General features: G+C 66.2%; 15 protein-coding genes. 12 read left to right on the top strand and 3 right to left on the bottom strand.

Annotated elements, in window-relative coordinates:
* The first annotated feature begins 177 nt into the window (after window positions 1–177).
* Together ASE82_RS01445 and ruvX are read left to right on the top strand one after the other, a co-directional pair.
* A complete protein-coding gene (locus ASE82_RS01445) occupies window positions 178–1,284 on the top strand; it encodes a DUF3089 domain-containing protein (RefSeq protein ID WP_056057948.1) in 1,107 nt (368 codons plus the stop codon).
* Window positions 1,281–1,748, top strand: coding sequence for a Holliday junction resolvase RuvX (gene ruvX, locus ASE82_RS01440; protein ID WP_056057946.1), 468 nt, complete (start codon window positions 1,281–1,283; stop codon window positions 1,746–1,748). The genes ASE82_RS01445 and ruvX overlap by 4 nt, the downstream gene beginning before the upstream one ends.
* Here the strand turns inward: ruvX and ASE82_RS01435 are convergent.
* On the bottom strand, window positions 1,745–3,280 hold the full coding sequence (locus ASE82_RS01435) for a hypothetical protein (RefSeq protein WP_156348722.1): 1,536 nt from the start codon (window positions 3,278–3,280) through the stop codon (window positions 1,745–1,747). The genes ruvX and ASE82_RS01435 overlap by 4 nt on opposite strands.
* A 121-nt stretch (window positions 3,281–3,401) precedes the next feature.
* Between ASE82_RS01435 and ASE82_RS01430 the strand changes: the two genes are divergently transcribed.
* Both ASE82_RS01430 and ASE82_RS01425 read left to right on the top strand, forming a co-directional pair.
* Window positions 3,402–4,388 (top strand): aspartate carbamoyltransferase catalytic subunit, encoded by a 987-nt coding sequence (locus tag ASE82_RS01430; protein WP_056057943.1) that lies wholly within the window; start codon window positions 3,402–3,404, stop codon window positions 4,386–4,388.
* A complete protein-coding gene (locus tag ASE82_RS01425; protein ID WP_056057940.1) occupies window positions 4,385–5,605 on the top strand; it encodes a dihydroorotase in 1,221 nt (406 codons plus the stop codon). Before ASE82_RS01430 ends, ASE82_RS01425 begins: the two co-directional genes overlap by 4 nt.
* Before the next feature lie 158 nt (window positions 5,606–5,763).
* Here the strand turns inward: ASE82_RS01425 and ASE82_RS01420 are convergent, their stop codons facing one another.
* The gene (locus tag ASE82_RS01420; protein ID WP_056057938.1) at window positions 5,764–7,080 is read right to left on the bottom strand and encodes a tetratricopeptide repeat protein; all 1,317 of its coding nucleotides are present in this window, start codon (window positions 7,078–7,080) and stop codon (window positions 5,764–5,766) included.
* Between the two features lie 212 nt (window positions 7,081–7,292).
* On the opposite strand from ASE82_RS01420, the gene ASE82_RS01415 reads away from it, so the two are divergent.
* Complete coding sequence (locus tag ASE82_RS01415; RefSeq protein WP_056059507.1) at window positions 7,293–8,357, top strand: SPOR domain-containing protein; 1,065 nt, start codon at window positions 7,293–7,295, stop codon at window positions 8,355–8,357.
* A gap of 354 nt (window positions 8,358–8,711) precedes the next feature.
* Entirely contained in the window at window positions 8,712–9,194 is a 483-nt protein-coding gene (locus ASE82_RS01410) for a hypothetical protein (RefSeq protein WP_056057935.1), read from the top strand.
* Window positions 9,195–9,339: 145 nt separating this feature from the next.
* Here ASE82_RS01410 and serB read toward each other — a convergent pair whose 3' ends face one another.
* Window positions 9,340–10,221 carry a phosphoserine phosphatase SerB gene (gene serB, locus ASE82_RS01405; protein WP_056057933.1) on the bottom strand — a complete coding sequence of 294 codons (882 nt, stop codon included), beginning with the start codon at window positions 10,219–10,221 and terminating at the stop codon, window positions 9,340–9,342.
* Here serB and miaA point away from each other — a divergent pair.
* The 6 genes from miaA to leuA all read left to right on the top strand — a co-directional run bounded on the left by miaA (window position 10,214) and on the right by leuA (window position 17,586).
* Window positions 10,214–11,161, top strand: a complete 948-nt coding sequence (gene miaA / locus ASE82_RS01400) for a tRNA (adenosine(37)-N6)-dimethylallyltransferase MiaA (protein ID WP_056057929.1) — start codon at window positions 10,214–10,216, stop codon at window positions 11,159–11,161. The genes serB and miaA overlap by 8 nt on opposite strands.
* 82 nt (window positions 11,162–11,243) lie before the next feature.
* Window positions 11,244–13,004 (top strand): biosynthetic-type acetolactate synthase large subunit, encoded by a 1,761-nt coding sequence (ilvB, locus tag ASE82_RS01395; protein ID WP_056057926.1) that lies wholly within the window; start codon window positions 11,244–11,246, stop codon window positions 13,002–13,004.
* Window position 13,005: 1 nt separating this feature from the next.
* Window positions 13,006–13,521, top strand: a complete 516-nt coding sequence (ilvN, locus tag ASE82_RS01390) for an acetolactate synthase small subunit (RefSeq protein ID WP_056057922.1) — start codon at window positions 13,006–13,008, stop codon at window positions 13,519–13,521.
* Between the two features lie 139 nt (window positions 13,522–13,660).
* Window positions 13,661–14,680 carry a ketol-acid reductoisomerase gene (gene ilvC, locus ASE82_RS01385; protein WP_056057918.1) on the top strand — a complete coding sequence of 340 codons (1,020 nt, stop codon included), beginning with the start codon at window positions 13,661–13,663 and terminating at the stop codon, window positions 14,678–14,680.
* A 449-nt stretch (window positions 14,681–15,129) separates the two neighbouring features.
* A complete protein-coding gene (locus tag ASE82_RS01380; protein ID WP_056057915.1) occupies window positions 15,130–15,735 on the top strand; it encodes a YceI family protein in 606 nt (201 codons plus the stop codon).
* 192 nt (window positions 15,736–15,927) lie between these two features.
* The gene (leuA, locus tag ASE82_RS01375) at window positions 15,928–17,586 is read left to right on the top strand and encodes a 2-isopropylmalate synthase (RefSeq protein ID WP_056057912.1); all 1,659 of its coding nucleotides are present in this window, start codon (window positions 15,928–15,930) and stop codon (window positions 17,584–17,586) included.
* Window positions 17,587–17,621 lie beyond the last annotated feature (35 nt).

The following is a 17,621-nucleotide window of genomic DNA, read 5'->3' as shown; positions in this document are numbered from 1 at the left end:
GACGGAGGGGGAGGACACGGAACGGCCGTTACCCTTACCTCCCCCTTCGTCTGGCAAGGGCCAGCCACCTCCCCCTGGCGGGGGAGGATCGTTCGAGTTCGACCATCGTGAGGGAGCCGTTGCAACCTTCCCCCGCATACGGCACGGGAGCGGGACTGCCTGCACGGAAGGTCCCGCTTGGCCCGCAAGTTTCTCTATTTCGTCGCCGCGATGATCGTCCTCGCGATCGCCGCCCTGCTCGCCTACCGCCTGTTCGGCACGCAGCTGATGCGCGCGGTGATGGTGCCAAGCGAGACTTTCCAGGCGCAGCGCGAAGCCCCGCGCAACATCTACGCGCGAAAAATCATGTGGCTCGCCCGCCCCGATGCGCCCGGCAACCCTGCGCTCTGGACGCCACCTGGCTACACGCCTGGCGAACGCGGCACGGGCGCAGCGATCTTCTTCATCCACCCGACCTCGTACATCAACCGCGACCATTGGAACGCGCCGATCGACGACCCCGAGACCAATGCGCGAGCGGAACTTTTCCTGCGCGGCCAGGCGAGCGCGTTCAACGAGGCCGGTGACATCTGGGCGCCACGCTACCGCCAGGCGACGTTCGGCGCCTTCCTAACCAGCGTCGCGGACAGCGAACGCGCGCTTGCCCTGGCATACGGCGACGTCTCCGCCGCGTTCGACCGCTTCCTCAAGGAAGCCGGCCCGACCCGCCCGATCATTCTCGCCGGCCATAGCCAAGGCGCGCTCCATCTCACCCGCCTCCTCCGTGACCTCATCGCCACCGATCCGAAGCTGAAAGCACGGATCGTCGCAGCTTATGTCGTCGGCTGGCCCGTATCGCGCGCGACCGACCTGCCGCGCATGGGCCTCCCCGAATGCCGCGCCGCGGACCAGACGGGTTGCATCCTGTCATGGGAGAGCTTTGCCGAACCCGCCGATCCCTCGCTGATCGTCGACGCGTACGACCAGACCACAGGGTTCAACGGCCAGCCGCGCAAGGCCACGCCGATGGTCTGCACCAACCCGCTGACCGGCACCGCCGACGCGACTGCGCCCGCCACCGCCAATCTCGGCACGCTCGTCCCGTCCGCCGACCTCAAGACCGCGACGATGGCGATCGGCAGCGTGCCCGCACGCTGTGCCGACCGCGGCTTCCTGCTGATCGGCGAGGGCCCGAACCTCGGGCCGTACGTGCTGCCCGGTAACAATTATCACGTCTACGACTACAGCCTGTTCTGGGCGAACATCCGCGCCGACGCCAACCGCCGCCTGAAGGCTTTCAAATGATCACGCTCTACGCCGCGCAGTTCCGCGAGGCTCTCCCGAACGGCGGCCGGCTGATCGGCCTCGACGTCGGCACCAAGACGATCGGCACTGCGCTTTGCGACGCCGGCTGGTCGTTCGCGAGCCCCGCGCTCCTGATCCGGCGTACCAAGTTCCAGAAGGACAAGGCTGCGCTCGCCGAGATCATCAAGGCGCAGGCGGTCGTCGGGCTCGTCATCGGCCTGCCGATCAACCTCGATGGCAGCGAAAGCCCGCGGTCGCAGTCGACGCGGGCGTTCGCGCAGAACCTCAAGGACATGGGCCTGCCGATCCTGCTCCAGGACGAGCGCTGGTCGACCGTTGCCGTCACCCGCACGCTGATCGAACAGGACGCCAGCCGCGCCAAACGCGCCGAACTCGTCGACAAGATGGCCGCCGCCTATATTCTCCAGGGTGCGATCGACGCGCTGGTGACGGCGCAGATCTAGCGCGCCACCCGGTAGAGGGTGGACTGGCCGTCGGTCCATATGACGCGCAGGTCGGCGGCCTTTGCAGCCCCTGGCGGGAAGCCGATCGTCCAGACGTGCGTGAACGCGGCACGGGGAAACCGTGCGATCGCCTTGGCGAAGTTGGAGCCGGCGGTCGAACAGATCGACGGAAAGACGCTTTGGGTCGGGTCCCCGGTATAGGGTGCGGCGATCGGGTAGCGGATGTGCAGCGATTGCTGACCTTCGATCGCCCATTGCTCGTTGGTGAATGCGTCGCGTCGGACGATCGCGAGGGCTGGAAGGTGATTGCGCCGCAGGTCGTCCCACGCGCCTCCACAGGGCAACTCGACTAACGAGAGTACTGCAGCGCCGTGCGGGATGGCTGCAACAGCCGCCAGTTCGCGTTGTTGTTCGCTGGAGCGCTCGACAAAGCTCAGCGTCGTGCCTGCCAGGCGCAGGACCAGGAATGCGGTGGCCATCACGGCCAGCGTGCGTGCCATTCGCGAATCGCGCGGCGCGATCGCGATCAATCCCAGCATCACTGCGGCAGGTGCCATCCGCATGTCGACATAGGCGCCCCCCATCAGCAATCGCGGAAGGACGACGAACGCTGCGAGACACAACAGCGCGGGTATGCCCAGCAGCGGCGAGAACCCGAGGCGAGCGCTCCGCATTCCGGCATACAGCACGGCGATCAACGGCAGCAGCGAGATAAGATCGAACCATGGCCAGTGGTCGCGGAACAGCGAAACGAGCCATACCAGCTTTACCGGTGCGTCGAACCAGCCCTCGCCACCGAGCCCGCCCGCTGCCGCGCCCGTCCCGGCCCCGATAGACGCCAGCATGACGAGGAGCGGGACCGTCATCGACAGACATTGGATCGCCGCACCGACGAGCGCCGCCGGCCAGCCACGGCCGGTCGTGCGAAGCCGCGCGATGTCCGCGCCTGCCGCTATGAGCCCCAGCAGCCCCCAGCCGAAGCTGTGCGAAATCCATATTATGCATGCGATGGGTACGAAGAGCAGCGCGCGTATGATCAGGCGATCCTGTCGCCCTAGCCGGATCCACAGTGCCAGTGCGCAGAACGCCAGCGCCTGAGACAGCGCGAAATTGACGAAGCCGAACTGGAAGGGCCACGCATAGGCGAGCGGCAACGCGAACATCGCGGTCGGCGGTATGCGCCCATGCGCCTCGCGCGCGGCCCATAACAGTCCGGTGGCGGTCAGCATCGGGATCGCGATCACCGCCAGCTTGGTCGCGACCTCGAAGGGGAACAGGTGCGACAACGCCGGTACGAGCAGGTCCATGCCCAGGTTGGGGATCAGCGCCCAGTGATATGCGTAATAGCGCTGGAGATCGGGCGAGGTCGGCAGTGCCATGGCGATATGCCAGCGCCCCATATGGCCGGGCAGGTCGCCGAGCGGGGGCAGCGCCGGCCATAGCAACGGCACCGCGGACGCCAGGACAAGGGCCAGCGCGAACCACCGCGTTTCCCACCATCGCACCATCGTCCGTGCCGCTGCGTCCTGCATATTCCCCCCGTTCGCCATCGCCATCCCACGCCCGCGCTAAAATGCGGTTAACCATGCGGATGCAGCGAGGCGTCGCGCGACGCTTGCCCCCTGCCCCCGCGGACACTATCCCGCGCTTTTAATGCGAACCTCAGATCACCGCCCCGCCGCCCTCATCGAAGGCGGCGCCGTCTTCCCGCACCGGCATCTCACCGGTATCGACGGGCTCCAGCCACACGAGATCGCGTTCCTGCTCGACGAGGCGGAGACGTGGGTCGAGGCGAACCGGACTCATGCAACGCCGGACAAGCGGCTTGCGGGGCTTACCCAGATCAACGCGTTTTTCGAGAATTCGACACGGACTTTGCTGTCGTTCGAGATCGCGGGGAAGCGGCTGGGGGCGGATGTCGTCAACATGCACGCGGCGCAGTCGAGCGTGAAGAAGGGCGAGACGCTGATCGATACGGCAATGACGTTGAACGCGATGCGCGCGGACGTGATCGTGATCCGGCATATGTCGAGCGGCGCGGTGCGGTTGATCGCGGACAAGGTCGATTGTCCGGTGCTGAACGCGGGCGATGGACGGCACGAGCATCCGACGCAGGCGTTGCTCGATGCGCTGACGATCCGGCGGCGGAAGGGCTCGATCGCGGGGCAGCGCGTCGTGATCTGCGGGGATCTGCTGCACAGCCGTGTCGCGCGGTCCAACATCCTGGCGCTCACCGCGCTTGCAGCCGAGGTCCGCGTTTGCGCGCCCTCGACGCTGATGCCCCCGATGATCGAGCGGATGGGCGTGCGTGCGTTTACCGATTTCGACAAGGCGCTGGAGGGTGCGGACGTGGTGATGATGCTCCGGCTCCAGAACGAGCGGATGGATGGGGCTTATGTGCCCTCCACGCGCGAATACCGTATGCGCTACGGCCTGACGCTCGACCGGTTGGCGAAGGCGGCGCCCGACGCGCTGGTAATGCATCCTGGGCCGATGAACCGGGGTGTGGAGATCGACTCCGCGGTGGCGGATCATGTGCGGTCGGCGATTACCGAGCAGGTCGAGATGGGGGTGGCCGTCCGGATGGCCTGCCTCGATGTACTGACGCGAAGAGCGCGCGGCGTGGAGGGGTGGGTATGATCCTCGCACTCACCAACGCGACGCTCGCCTGCCCCGTCGGCGGCGTGTCGAAGGGCAATCTGCTGGTTCGCGACGGCGTGATCGTCGCGACCGGGATCGTCGATATTCCGGCCGATGCGGACATCGTCGACTGTGGCGGCAAGACGGTCGCGCCCGGGATCGTCGATCTCGGCGTGGCTAAGGTCGATCGTGCTGCGTTTCGTGCCGGCGGGATCGTGCGGATCGGCTTGATGCCCGACCAGTCGCCGGTGCTGGACGACCCCGGTATCGTCCAGCGCGCCGCGTTGATCGGCAAGCCCGACCTCTGGATCCACCCGATCGCCGCCGCCACGCGCGGGCTCGAAGGCCGTGATCTTGCCGAGATGGCGATCTGTCTTTCGGCTGGTGCGAAGGCGGTCGGGACGGGCAAGCACTGGATTGGCGATAGTGGCGTAATGCGGCGGGTGCTCGCCTATGCGCGCGATCTCGACGTGACGGTGATCGCGCATGCCGAGGATGGCGGGCTGACCGCAGGCGCAGTTGCGACCGAGGGCGAGACGGCGACGCGGCTCGGCCTGCCTGCCGCACCGGCTGTTGCCGAAGCGCTGGCGATCGCGCGTGACCTGATGCTTGCCGAGGATACTGGGGCTCGGATCCATATTCGCCAGGTTACGACGGCGGCCGGGTTCGACCTGATCCGGGCGGCTAAACGTCGTGGCGTTGCCGTCACGTGTGGGATCACGCCGGCGCATCTGCATCTGTCGGAGATCGCGGTCAGTGATTTCCGGTCGTTCGCGCTGCTGTCGCCGCCTTTGCGTGCGGAGAGCGACCGGCGGGCGGCGCTCGATGCGATCGCCGATGGAACGATCGACGTGCTGTGTTCGGGACATGAGCCGCGGGGGCCCGAGGAGAAGCGGCTGCCGTTTACCGATTCGAGCAGTGGGATGGCGGGTGCGGAGACGCTGTTGCCGCTCGCGCTGATGCTGGTGCGTGACGAACTGCTGACGCTGGAGCGGCTGTTCGCGCTGCTCGCCAGCAATCCGGCGCGGGTGCTGGGGCTGGATACGGGGACTCTGGAGGTCGGCAAGCCGGCCGACCTGATGCTGTTCGACCCGCTGGCACCTTGGCAGATCGTCGGGGAGGCGTTTCTGGCAGAGGCGGGGAATACGCCGTTCGATGGCTTGCCGGTTCAGGGGCGCGTGTTGCGGTTGTGGAAGGGTGGGCGCGAGGTTCTGTAAGGGCCGCATATCCTCGCCACCCCGGCGGAGGCCGGGGCCCAATTGGCAAGGCCGGCGCAACGAAGGGCCGCCTTCAATTAGCGAAGTTTCCCAACTGGGCCCCGGCCTCCGCCGGGGTGGTACCCTGAGAACGGGCAAGCAAGACCTTTAGACGGCCCTTACCGCGACGCCATCTGCATGCCGGGCTTGCGCAACCACTGCGCCATGACGTCGCCCGCGCCTTGGCGGACGAAACAGGCGCCGCCCTTGGCGTGATACTGGCGGCACATCGCATTCGCCGCCGACTTGCTGAACCCGCCGACCGAGAGGCGGTAGACATCCTCGCCCTTCGCCTTGAACGTCATGCCGTTCGGCGAATAACTGGCGAGCACCGCGAATCGGCGTGCGGCGCGGGCCCAGCCGTCCCTTGCGACCCCCGCGCTCTCGAAGGCGCCGAGTTGGACGTACCAGTTGCCGGTCGCGGGTGCCTTTACCTGATACGCCGCGGTCGCCATGGCGCGACCCGATGAGACGGGCGCGGACGCGAGCTTGATCGAGCCGCCGGCCGGACGGAGCATCATCGTCGGCAACGCCTGGACGACTTCCTGTCGCGGTCCGAACGCGATTCTCGAGACGCCAGCTGCTGATACCGAAGCGAGCTGCACAGGCGCAGCTTCGGTCGGCGCGATGACCGGATCCGCTGCCGCCAAGGCCTGTTCCGGAACACCCGGTGTCTCCAGCGAAGGCGCGTTCAACGCCAGCGCGACTGGCTGTCCTACATCCGCCACTGCGCGAACGCCGAGCAGGCTCGCCACTTGGTCGGATGCCTTGGCCGGCTGCGCAAACAAAGCCCATTGCTCGAGCCGGGCGTCAACGTCTGCTGGTGCCATGTCTGCCGCCGCGACCACGCGGGCCTCCTGCCAGCGTCCCGCCAGCGCGAAGCTCAGCGCGAGGTTCTGGCGTATCTTCGCATTGGAAGCGGGCGAACGGGCGGCTTCGATCAGGACCGCTATCCCGCCCGCGGTATCGCCCGCGAGCGACAGGGCAAGGCCACGATCGACCGCCGGGATGATCGCGGCGTTTGCTTCGAGGCTGTGGCGCGCCGACTGCCAGTCTCCGGTCGCGATCTGCGACAGCGCGAGGTCGAGCGCCGCCCTGCCGTTGGTCGGCGACAGTTGCAGCGCGTCGGCGAACGCGTGCGAAGCCGAGGCGAACCGCCCGCCCTTGAGATAGCTCTGGCCGAGCAGCATCCGGTAGTCCGCCTGCTGCGGCATCAGTGCCACCGCACGCTCCGCATAGCCGATCGCGATAAGACCATCGTTGCGCGCGAGTGCCGCCTGCGCCTGCCCCGCAGTGCCAGCCGCGCCCTTTGCCGCGAGCGCCGCGTTGCGATCACTGGCCGAGGCGATGCCGCCCCCGTTCGCGGCACAGCCGACCATCGTGCCGCCGAGCAGGAGGGCGGAGATGCCGCCGAGGAGGAGAGCGCGCGTGGTCATCGGGGCAATCCCTGTTTCATGGCAAACGCTAGACCGCACATAGTTCCCACTCCCGGTATTCGCGTACGGAGTGCCATGTCGGTTTAAAGAAGCGGTTAACGCGACTTCATAATGACTTACCGACGCGCGATGTTGGGCATCGGGAACGGTCGCCCTTTGCCTTGCGCGACGAACGGCGGCATGGTGGCGGCGAGACGGTATGAGGGATGGCGATGACGGTTCGGCGTAAGCTTTTGGTGGGTGCGATCGCGTTGAGCGGAATGCTGGCCGCCGTCCCTGCGTTTGCCGATGTGAAGGCCGGCGTCGATGCCTGGGCGAAGGGCGATTATCCGCGTGCGATCACCGAGTGGCGCCCGCTGGCGGTGGCGGGCGATGCGGACGCGCAGTTCAACCTGGCGCAGGCGTACAAGCTGGGGCGCGGCGTACCGCTGGATCCGGTGCTGGCCGAGAGCTGGTTCCGGAAGGCGGCGATGCAGGGGCATGTGCAGGCCGCCGACAATTACGGGCTCGCGTTGTTCCAGGCCGGAAAAAAGACGGATGCGCTGCCGTGGCTGCAGAAATCGGTCGCGCATGGTGAACCGCGGGCGCAGCTGGTGCTCGGGACGATGTTGTTCAACGGCGACGGCATACCGCGCGATTTCCCGCGAGCCTATGCGCTGATGACGCGCGCGTCGGCGTCGGGCTTGCAGTCGGCCTCGCAGACGCTCGCGCAGATGGACCAGTATATCTCGCCCACCGACCGCGAGAAGGGCACCGCGCTGGCGCAGCAATATGCGTTGCAATCCCCGCCGCCGGGGCCTTCGCGTGCTACGGTCGGGCAAACGCCGGTGGCGCCGCCGCGTACCGCCAGCGCGCCGCGTCCGTCGAAGCTGCCGCCGAGTTCGCTTCCTGCGCGCGTTCCCGGGCCGACACGCGAACCGGCCCCTACGCGGGAACCGACACCGACGCCGACGCGCGAGCCGGCACCGGTCAGGCAGGCGCAGGTGAAGCCGCCCAAGCCTGTGCCGGCAAAACCTGCTCCAGCAAAAGCTGTTGCGGCCAAGCCCGCGCCGGTGCGTGCGACGGGCAATTGGCGCGTCCAGCTTGGCGCGTTCCGCGATCAGGGCAATGCCGAGACGCAGTGGAACAAGGTTCGCGGCAAGCTGCGCGGTGCACAGCCCTTCTACGCGAAGGCGGGCGGCGTAACGCGGCTTCAGGCGGGTGGTTTTGCTTCGAAGGCGGATGCGACGCGGGCTTGCTCGGCGTCTGGCGTGGCGTGCGTGATCGTCGCGCCCTGAGCGGATGTGCGGGTCTGCGGCGATACTCATGACGAGGATGTGCGAATGTTCTTCCTGACCCTGGCGTTGTTGTCAGCGCCATCGACTTGCACCGAGATCAAGCAGCAATGCCGCGCGTGTCCTACCGCGCCTAGCGTCAAAGGGTGTTCTACGGTCGGGATTGCGTGCCAGCCGACGCGTCGCATCTGCGACCCTGCCGTCCCTCCGAAGTCCGTCGCGCGGACGGACCGGGTGGCTGACAAGAAGGCGCGCTGAGCGATCGTGCCTTTGCCCGGCGGATGAGCGATCGTGTGCGGCAGGGATCAAATAGCCGGACCGGTCGTTTCGTTTCGACATCGACCGGGAGCTAGATGCATGATTTCGAAGACCTTGGCGCTGGCAGTTGCCGGCGCGACGCTGTTGGCCGCGTGTTCTGGCGAGCAGCCTGCGACTAATACTACCGACGCGATGGTGGATAACGGCGTGTCGTTGCGCAATCTGGCCGAGACCGAAGTAGCGGTACCCAAGCCTGAGCAACTGACGGTGAAGGGGCGATTGATCCCGACCCCCTCCGATCCGACGTCACGCCACTTCCTGTTGCGGGAGCGGAAGGCGGCAAGCGGCACGATCATCGCGATCCTGCGGCAGGAGCATGATGGCAAGGTCGCCTATGCGCGCACCGAGACGGATTGCGGCAAGCGGCTGTTCCATGTGCTGGGCGTTGGTCCGAACCGCGCGCTGGTCGAGACCAACGTGGCGCATGATGGCCCGTTGCGACCGATCAAGGGTTTGCCGTTGCGTGAGGAACTCGCGACGTATGTGTGCAACGCGAGCGGTACGCCGTTGGCGAAGGGGTAAAGCGATTTGCATCCTCCCCCGCCAGGGGGAGGTGGCTGGCCCTTGCCAGACGGAGGGGGAGGTAAGGGAAACCAGCGTTCGGTGTCCTCCCCCTCCGTCTCCTTCGGCGCCACCTCCCCCTGGCGGGGGAGGATCGCAAGGGCGGCTAGTCCAGCACCCAGTGCTGCTTCGCGATACCCTGCGCATAGAGAAGCGCCGTCAGATCCCCATGATCGATCCGCGCAGCCGCAGCCACCGCGACGATAGGCTTAGCGTGATACGCTACCCCCAGCCCGGCCGCCTCGATCATCGCCAGGTCGTTCGCGCCGTCACCGACCGCGAGCGATTCCTCCACCGCAATCCCCCGCTCGGTGATCGCGGCCCGTAGCGTCGTGAGCTTAGTGTCCGAGCCGACGATCGGCTTGGTCACCGTCCCCGTCAGCACGCCACTCTCGATCTCCAGCACGTTGGCGATCGCGCGGTCGAAGCCGATCTCCTTCGCTACCGGCTCCGCGAACCGCGTGAAGCCACCCGAAACCAGCACCGCCAGAGCGCCCCGCGACCGCATCGTCCGCACGAGAGCCTTCGCGCCGGGCATGATCTTGACGCGTTCGGCAAGACAGCGTTCGATGTCGCTCTCGGCCAACCCCTCCAGCAGCGCCACGCGGGCATCGAGTGCTGCCTCGAAATCCAGTTCGCCGCGCATCGCGCGTTCGGTGATTTCGGCGATCTGCGGCTTGATGCCGGCGTAGTCGGCGAGTTCGTCGATGCATTCGACGGTGATCATCGTCGAGTCCATGTCGGCGACCAGCAGCGTCTTGGTACGCGTCACGCTCGATTGAACGACCACGTCGGTATCGACGAACGCACCCTCCAGCGCGACCCGAGCCGCGTCCGGCGCCATCCCGAAGATCAGGTCGGCGGCGTCGCCCACGTCGATCCAGCCACTCGCGCCGGGCGCGCACCCGGCGTCGCGCAGGCGGTCCATCGCGGTCGAAATATCGCCTGCGGTCAGCGTGCCCGAGGCTATAAGCGTTGCCGTGAACATACCCATCTCCCAATCAACGGGCGCGCTCCCGAAGGTGGCGCTCATCGCAGGGCCGACCGCTAGCGGCAAGTCCGCGCTCGCGCTTGCCGTCGCCAACGCCCACGACGGCGTGATCATCAACGCCGACTCCGCGCAGGTCTATGCCGACCTCCGTATCGTCACCGCTCGCCCGTCGAGCGAAGAGGAGGCTAGTGCTCCGCACTGCCTGTTCGGCCATGTCGACGCCGCCGACGCCACCTACTCCACCGCGCGCTGGGCCGCCGAGGCAACGCTGGCGATCCGAGACACGCTTGCGGAGGGGAAGCTGCCGATCCTGGTTGGCGGGACCGGGCTCTATATCCGCACCTTGCTCGACGGCATCGCGCCTGTTCCCGAGATCGACCCGGCCCTTCGCGAGCAAGTCCGCGCCCTCCCCGTCGCCGAAGCGCACGCCGCGCTCGCGCAACTTGACCCACAAGCCGCCGCCAAGCTCAACGCAGCCGACACAACCCGCGTCGCCCGAGCGCTAGAAGTCGTCCGCGGTACCGGCCGGACGCTTGCCGACTGGCAGACGGAAAAGATCGGCGGGATCGGCGATACGATCGGCGTCCGCGCGCTGATCCTGATCCCCGACCGCGACTGGCTCAACGCGCGCATCGACCAGCGCTTCGCCGAGATGGCCGATACCAGCCGCGAGGAAATCACTGCGCTGCTCGCCCGCACCGACATCCCGCAGGACGCGCCGATCCGCCGCGCGATCGGTGTGCCCGAGATCGCCGCGCTCGTTCGCGGCGAAACCTCGAAACCCGACACCATCGCCGCCGGATCGCTCGCCACACGGCGCTATGCCAAGCGCCAATATACGTGGCTTCGACATCAGCAGCCGCCCGACTGGGCCCGCAGCGAAGCCATCGATCTCCCAACGCGCCTGCAGCAATTTGAAACTATATTGCTCAGATGATGTTTGACACGCATCTTTTATATCGGTAGCCGGCCCCACCACGAGACGCTAAAGGCAGCGTTCTCGCAAAGGATGATATGAAATGACCGAGAAGAGTGGAGCCGATATCCTGATCGAGGCGCTGTGCGATCTCGGCGTGGAGGTCGTCTTCGGCTATCCGGGTGGCGCCGTGCTGCCGATCTACGACGCGCTGTTTCGCCACAATTCGAACGGCGGTCGGATCAAGCACATCCTCGTGCGCCACGAACAGGCTGCGACGCATGCGGCCGAGGGTTACGCGCGCTCGACCGGCAAGCCCGGCGTGGTGCTCGTTACCTCGGGTCCGGGCGCGACCAACGCGGTCACCGGGATCACCGACGCGCTGATGGATTCGATCCCGATGGTCGTGATCACCGGCCAGGTGCCGACCGCGCTGATCGGCACCGACGCGTTCCAGGAGGCCGATACCGTCGGCATCACGCGCCATTGCTCGAAGCACAACTACCTCGTGAAGGATCCCGCCAAGCTTGGCGACGTGATCCACGAGGCGTTCCACATCGCCACCTCGGGTCGTCCGGGGCCGGTGGTCGTGGACATTCCCAAGGACGTGCAGGTCGCGACGGCTCGGTACAAGAAGCCGGGGCCGATCCAGCACAAGACTTATCGCCCGCAGGTGAAGGCCGACCAGTCGCAGATCGAGCAGCTCGTCGACATGCTCGCCGCGGCCGAACGCCCGATCCTGTATACCGGCGGCGGCATCATCAACTCGGGTCCGGCGGCGAGCCAGCTGCTGTGCGAACTCGTCCGCATCACCGGCGCGCCGGTGACGTCGACGCTGATGGGTCTCGGCGCCTATCCCGCGTCCGGCCCGCAGTGGCTCGGCATGCTCGGGATGCACGGCACGTACGAGGCCAACATGGCGATGAACCAGGCCGACCTCGTCGTCGCGCTCGGCTCGCGCTTCGACGACCGCGTGACCGGGCGGCTTGATGCGTTCAGCCCGAACTCGCGGAAGGTGCATATCGACATCGATCGCTCGTCGGTGAACAAGACCGTGCGCGTCGATCTTGGGATCATCGCGGATGTCGGCCATGCGCTCGAGGACATGGTGCGGATCTGGAAGAGCCGCCAGCATCCGAAGCCCGACACGACCGACTGGCAGCGTCGCATCGCCGGCTGGCGCGCGGTGAAGTGTCTCGATTTCCCCGAGAACGACCCGAACGAGATCATGCCGCAGCGTGCGATCCGGGCGCTGTTCGACGCCACGCACGCGCGGTCGCCGATCATCACGACCGAGGTCGGCCAGCACCAGATGTGGGCGGCGCAGCATTTCGGGTTCGAGAAGCCGAACAAGTGGCTGACCAGCGGTGGTCTCGGCACGATGGGCTATGGCCTGCCCGCCGCGATCGGTGCGCAGCTCGGCAATCCGAACGCGCTGGTCATCGACATCGCCGGCGAAGCGTCGATCCAGATGAACATCCAGGAGCTGGCGACCGCGTCGCAATACCGGTTGCCGGTGAAGATCTTCATCCTCAACAACCGGTATATGGGCATGGTCCGCCAGTGGCAGGAGCTCACCTACGAGAGCCGCTATGCGGAGAGCTATTCGGATTCGCTGCCCGATTTCGTCAAGCTCGGCGAGGCGTATGGCTGGAAGGGCATCCTGATCGAGATGCACGACCAGCTCGACAGCGGCATCGCTGAAATGCTGGCGTATGACGGCCCGGTGATCGTCGACTGCCGCGTGTCGCAGCTGACGAATTGCTTCCCGATGATCCCGTCGGGCGCGGCGCATACCGACATGATCCTGCAGGCGAACGAAGTGTCCGGCACGATGGACGACGAAGCGAAGGCGCTGGTTTAAGATGCACATTTCCCAGGAAAAGGCCGAGCGGCATACGCTCGCCGTCATCGTCGATAACGAACCGGGCATCCTCGCCCGGATCGCCGGCCTGTTCACAGCGCGCGGCTATAATATCGAGAGCCTGACGGTGAGCGAGATCACCGCGGACAAGTCGGTCAGCCGGATCACCATCGTCACCAGCGCGTCGCCGGCGACGATGGAGCAGATCCTGGCGCAGCTCGACCGGCTGGTGCCGGTGCACAAGGTCACCGACCTGACGGCACAGGGCGCACACGTCGAACGCGAACTGGCGCTGGTGAAGGTCCGTGGCACCGGCGACCACCGGATCGAGGCGTTGCGCCTCGCCGACGTCTACCGCGCGCGCGTGGTCGATGCGACGACGTCGAGCTTCGTGTTCGAGGTCACCGGCGGGATCGACAAGATCGACAAGTTCGTCGAACTCATGGGCGAAGTCGGCCTGATCGAAGTCGCCCGAACCGGAATCGTCGCGATCGCCCGCGGCAAAGAGCCGGCTTAACACTTCTCCGCTTTTAAAGTTTTGTTCTCCCGCGAAGGGCTTTCCTTCAAAGTAATACTTTGAAGGGCGTCCGAAGGCGGGAGCCCAGCCTGGACCTCCGCCTTTGCGGAGGGACACCCTTATCGAAAGGACCATTCCAATGCGTGTCTATTACGATCGCGACGCCGACCTGAACCTCATCACCGACAAGAAGATCGCGATCGTCGGTTACGGCTCGCAGGGCCATGCGCACGCGCAAAACCTCCGCGATTCGGGCGTCAAGGACGTCGCGATCGCGCTGCGCGAAGGCTCGGCCACCGCCAAGAAGGCGATCGAGGCCGGCTTTGCAGTCAAGTCGAACAAGGAAGCTGCCGCCTGGGCCGACATCGTCATGATCCTCGCGCCCGACGAGCATCAGGCGGCGATCTACTCTGCCGACCTGCATGACAACCTCAAGCAGGGCGCGACGATTGCGTTCGCGCACGGCCTCAACGTGCATTTCGGCCTGATCGAGCCGCGCGCCGATCTCGACGTCATCATGATCGCGCCCAAGGGCCCCGGTCATACCGTGCGCAGCGAATATGTCCGCGGCGGCGGCGTCCCCTGCCTGATCGCGATCGACCAGGACAAGTCGGGCAACGCGCATGACATCGCGCTCGCTTATGCCAGCGGCGTCGGCGGCGGTCGCTCGGGGATTATCGAGACCAACTTCCGCGAGGAGTGCGAGACCGACCTGTTCGGCGAGCAGGCCGTACTGTGCGGCGGCATCACCCACCTGATCCAGGCCGGGTTCGAGACGCTGGTCGAAGCCGGCTACGCCCCCGAGATGGCGTATTTCGAGTGCCTGCACGAGACCAAGCTGATCGTCGACCTGCTGTATGAGGGCGGCATCGCCAACATGCGCTATTCGATCTCGAACACCGCCGAGTATGGCGACATCACGACGGGCCCGCGGATCATCACGTCGGAGACCAAGGCCGAGATGAAGCGCGTCCTCGCCGACATCCAGTCGGGCCGGTTCGTGAAGAACTTCATCCTCGACAACCGCGCGGGGCAGCCCGAGCTGAAGGCGGCGCGCAAGCAGGCGCTGGCGCATCCGATCGAGAAGATCGGGTCGGAACTGCGTGGGATGATGCCTTGGATCGGGAAGAATGCTCTCGTCGATAAGGCCAAGAACTGACGAGCGCGCGTTAGCGCGTGAGCGCGGCCGGCCCGACGAAGCCTGCCCACAGGGCACGGCTTCGCCAGGTCCGACGGGCGGGCGTTCCCGCGCACTCCACACCACCCCGGCGAAAGCCGGGGCCCAATTGGGAAGGTTCGAGTAACGGAACGCTGTCTTCCGTTAGCGACGTCCCCCAATTGGGCCCCGGCCTTCGCCGGGGTGGTAGTGTGAGGTGAAGGCCGTTCTCCCTCCCGTTTTCCCGCGAACGCGGGGGGCCAGGATCTCGGGCGGTGATCGTGGTTTAGCTGGGCCCCCGCGTCCGCGGGGGAACGAGCGCTGGTGGTGCACTCCACCGGGAGCGCGAGCGCGACGCCCCCCGACCCAATTCCGAAACACAGCGTTGGCATAACGTCGTTTGACGCGCCCCCTCCCGTCGGCCAGCATCGCGCGTTCAACAGGAGATACCCATGCGCCTAGTCCTAGCCACGATCCTCGCCCTCACCGCCGCGCCCGTTCTCGCACAGACCGCAGGCGTCCCCGGCGCCCCCGTCAAGGCACGCGTCACCGCGGGCACCTATGCGGTCGATCCCAACCACACGCAGGTCACGTGGGCCGTCAATCACATGGGCTTCTCGATGCTCGAAGGGCAGCTCGGCGCATCGGGGGGCAGCATCACGATCGATCCCGCCAAGCCGAACGCGACCAAGGTCGAGGTGAACTTGGCAATCGACCAGCTCTCGGTCACCGCAGCGCCGTTCGCCGGCCATCTGAAGTCGAAGGACTTCTTCGACACCGCGACCTATCCGACCGCCAAGTTCGTCTCGACCAAGGTCGTCGCGACCGGCGACAAGGCGACGATTACCGGCGACCTCACGCTCAAGGGCGTCACCAAGCCGGTCGTGCTGCAGGCGACCTTCATCGGCGCGGGCGCAAACCCTATGAACAAGAAGCTGAACTTCGGCTTCCGCGCGACGACCTCGATCAAGCGCAGCGACTTCAATATCGGTGCCTATGCTCCGGTCGTGTCGGACAAGGTCGACCTGACGATCAACGCCGCCTTCTCCGCGCAATAATCTGTCGAATTTTCTATCGCGCTGGACACGGACTGTGTCCGCGCGATAGGACGACTTTAATGACGTATGGCCGCCTCCTGCTGCTTCGACTTACGCGCCCTTAGGCGCGCCGATCGTTTGCGCGGTGGCCATGCCCCGCGCCTCGCGCCTAAGGGCTGACCCGAACGCTCCCGACGACACGAGAGACTGGCCATGCTGCGCGACCCATCGACCAAATACCGACCCTTCCCGCAAGTCGACCTGCCCGACCGCCAATGGCCGTCGAAGACGATCGTCAAACCACCGCGCTGGCTGTCGACCGATCTGCGCGACGGCAACCAAGCGCTGATCGATCCGATGGACGCGGAGAAGAAGACGCGGTTCTTCGACCTGCTCTGCAAGGTCGGGCTGAAGGAGATCGAAGTCGGCTTCCCGAGCGCGGGCGCGACCGAGTTCGACTTCATCTCGGGGCTGGTGAAGACCGGACGTATCCCCGACGACGTATCGATCCAGGTGCTGACCCAGTCGCGCCGCGACCTGATCGAGACGAGCTTCGCCAGCCTCGTCGGTGCGAAGACCGCGATCGTCCACCTCTACAACGCGGTGTCGCCGGCATGGCGCAAGATCGTGTTCGGCATGGACCGTGCGCAGGTTAAGCAGATCGCGATCGACGGTGCCAAGGTACTGCGCGACGAAGCCGCCAAACAGCCTAACGTCCGCTGGCAGTTCGAATATTCGCCGGAAACCTTCTCGACCGCCGAACTCGATTTCTCGCTGGAAGTTTGCGAGGCGGTAATGGACGTGCTGATGCCAACGTCCGACAATCCGATCATCTTCAACCTGCCCGCGACCGTCGAGTGCGCGACGCCGAACATCTATGCCGACCAGATCGAATGGTTCGGCCGCAACATTCGCAACCGTGAGGCGGTGGCGATATCGCTGCACACGCATAACGACCGCGGCACCGGCGTCGCGGCGGCGGAGCTCGGGATGATGGCGGGCGCGGACCGCGTCGAGGGCTGCCTGCTCGGCAATGGCGAGCGCACCGGCAATTGCGATCTCGTGACCGTCGCGCTCAACATGTACACGCAGGGCGTCGATCCGAAGCTCGACCTGTCGGACATCGACGGGGTCGTGAACACGGTCAATTACTGCACCAACATCCCCGTCCACCCGCGCACGCCCTATGCTGGCGACCTGGTCTTCACCGCCTTCTCGGGCTCGCATCAGGACGCGATCAAGAAGGGCTTCGCGGCGCAGGAGGCGAAGAACGACACGCTGTGGGAGGTCCCGTATCTGCCGATCGACCCCGCCGATCTCGGCCGCAGCTACGAGGCGGTTATCCGCGTCAACTCGCAGTCGGGCAAGGGCGGCGTCGCCTGGGTGATCGAGCAGGACAAGGGGCTGAAGCTGCCCAAGCGGTTGCAGGCCGACTTCAGCCGCCACGTCCAGGCCTATGCCGACGAGACCAGCCGCGAGCTGAACGCCGCGGATATCTGGAGCCTGTTCGAGCGGACGTACATGCCGCAGGCGGACGACCGGGTGGAACTGCGCGATTACGAGGAGAGCGGCGCCTCGGGGCAGCGAGTCTTCATCGGCCGGGTGGCGATCGATGGCGAGGAGCGATCGATCTCCGGGCGCGGCAACGGGCTGATCTCCGGCGTGATCGCGGCGATCGCGGAGTCGACCGGGCCGACGCTCGACGTGGTGGACTACAACGAGCACGCGATCGGCCACGGCGCGGATGCGCAGGCGGCGGCGTATGTCGAATGCCGGACCGCCGAGGGTCGGACAGTGTTCGGCGTCGGCATGGATACCGACATTGCCACTGCCTCGGTGCGTGCGGTCCTGAGCGCCGCCAACCGCGCCTGACCTCGTAAAAGACGGCCACCGGCTGAACCGGTGGC

It is taken from the genome of Sphingomonas sp. Leaf230, assembly GCF_001421745.1.
Lineage (GTDB): Bacteria > Pseudomonadota > Alphaproteobacteria > Sphingomonadales > Sphingomonadaceae > Sphingomonas.
The sequence above is the reverse complement of the archived record's forward strand: the minus strand, read 5'-3'. Positions and strand labels throughout refer to the sequence as shown.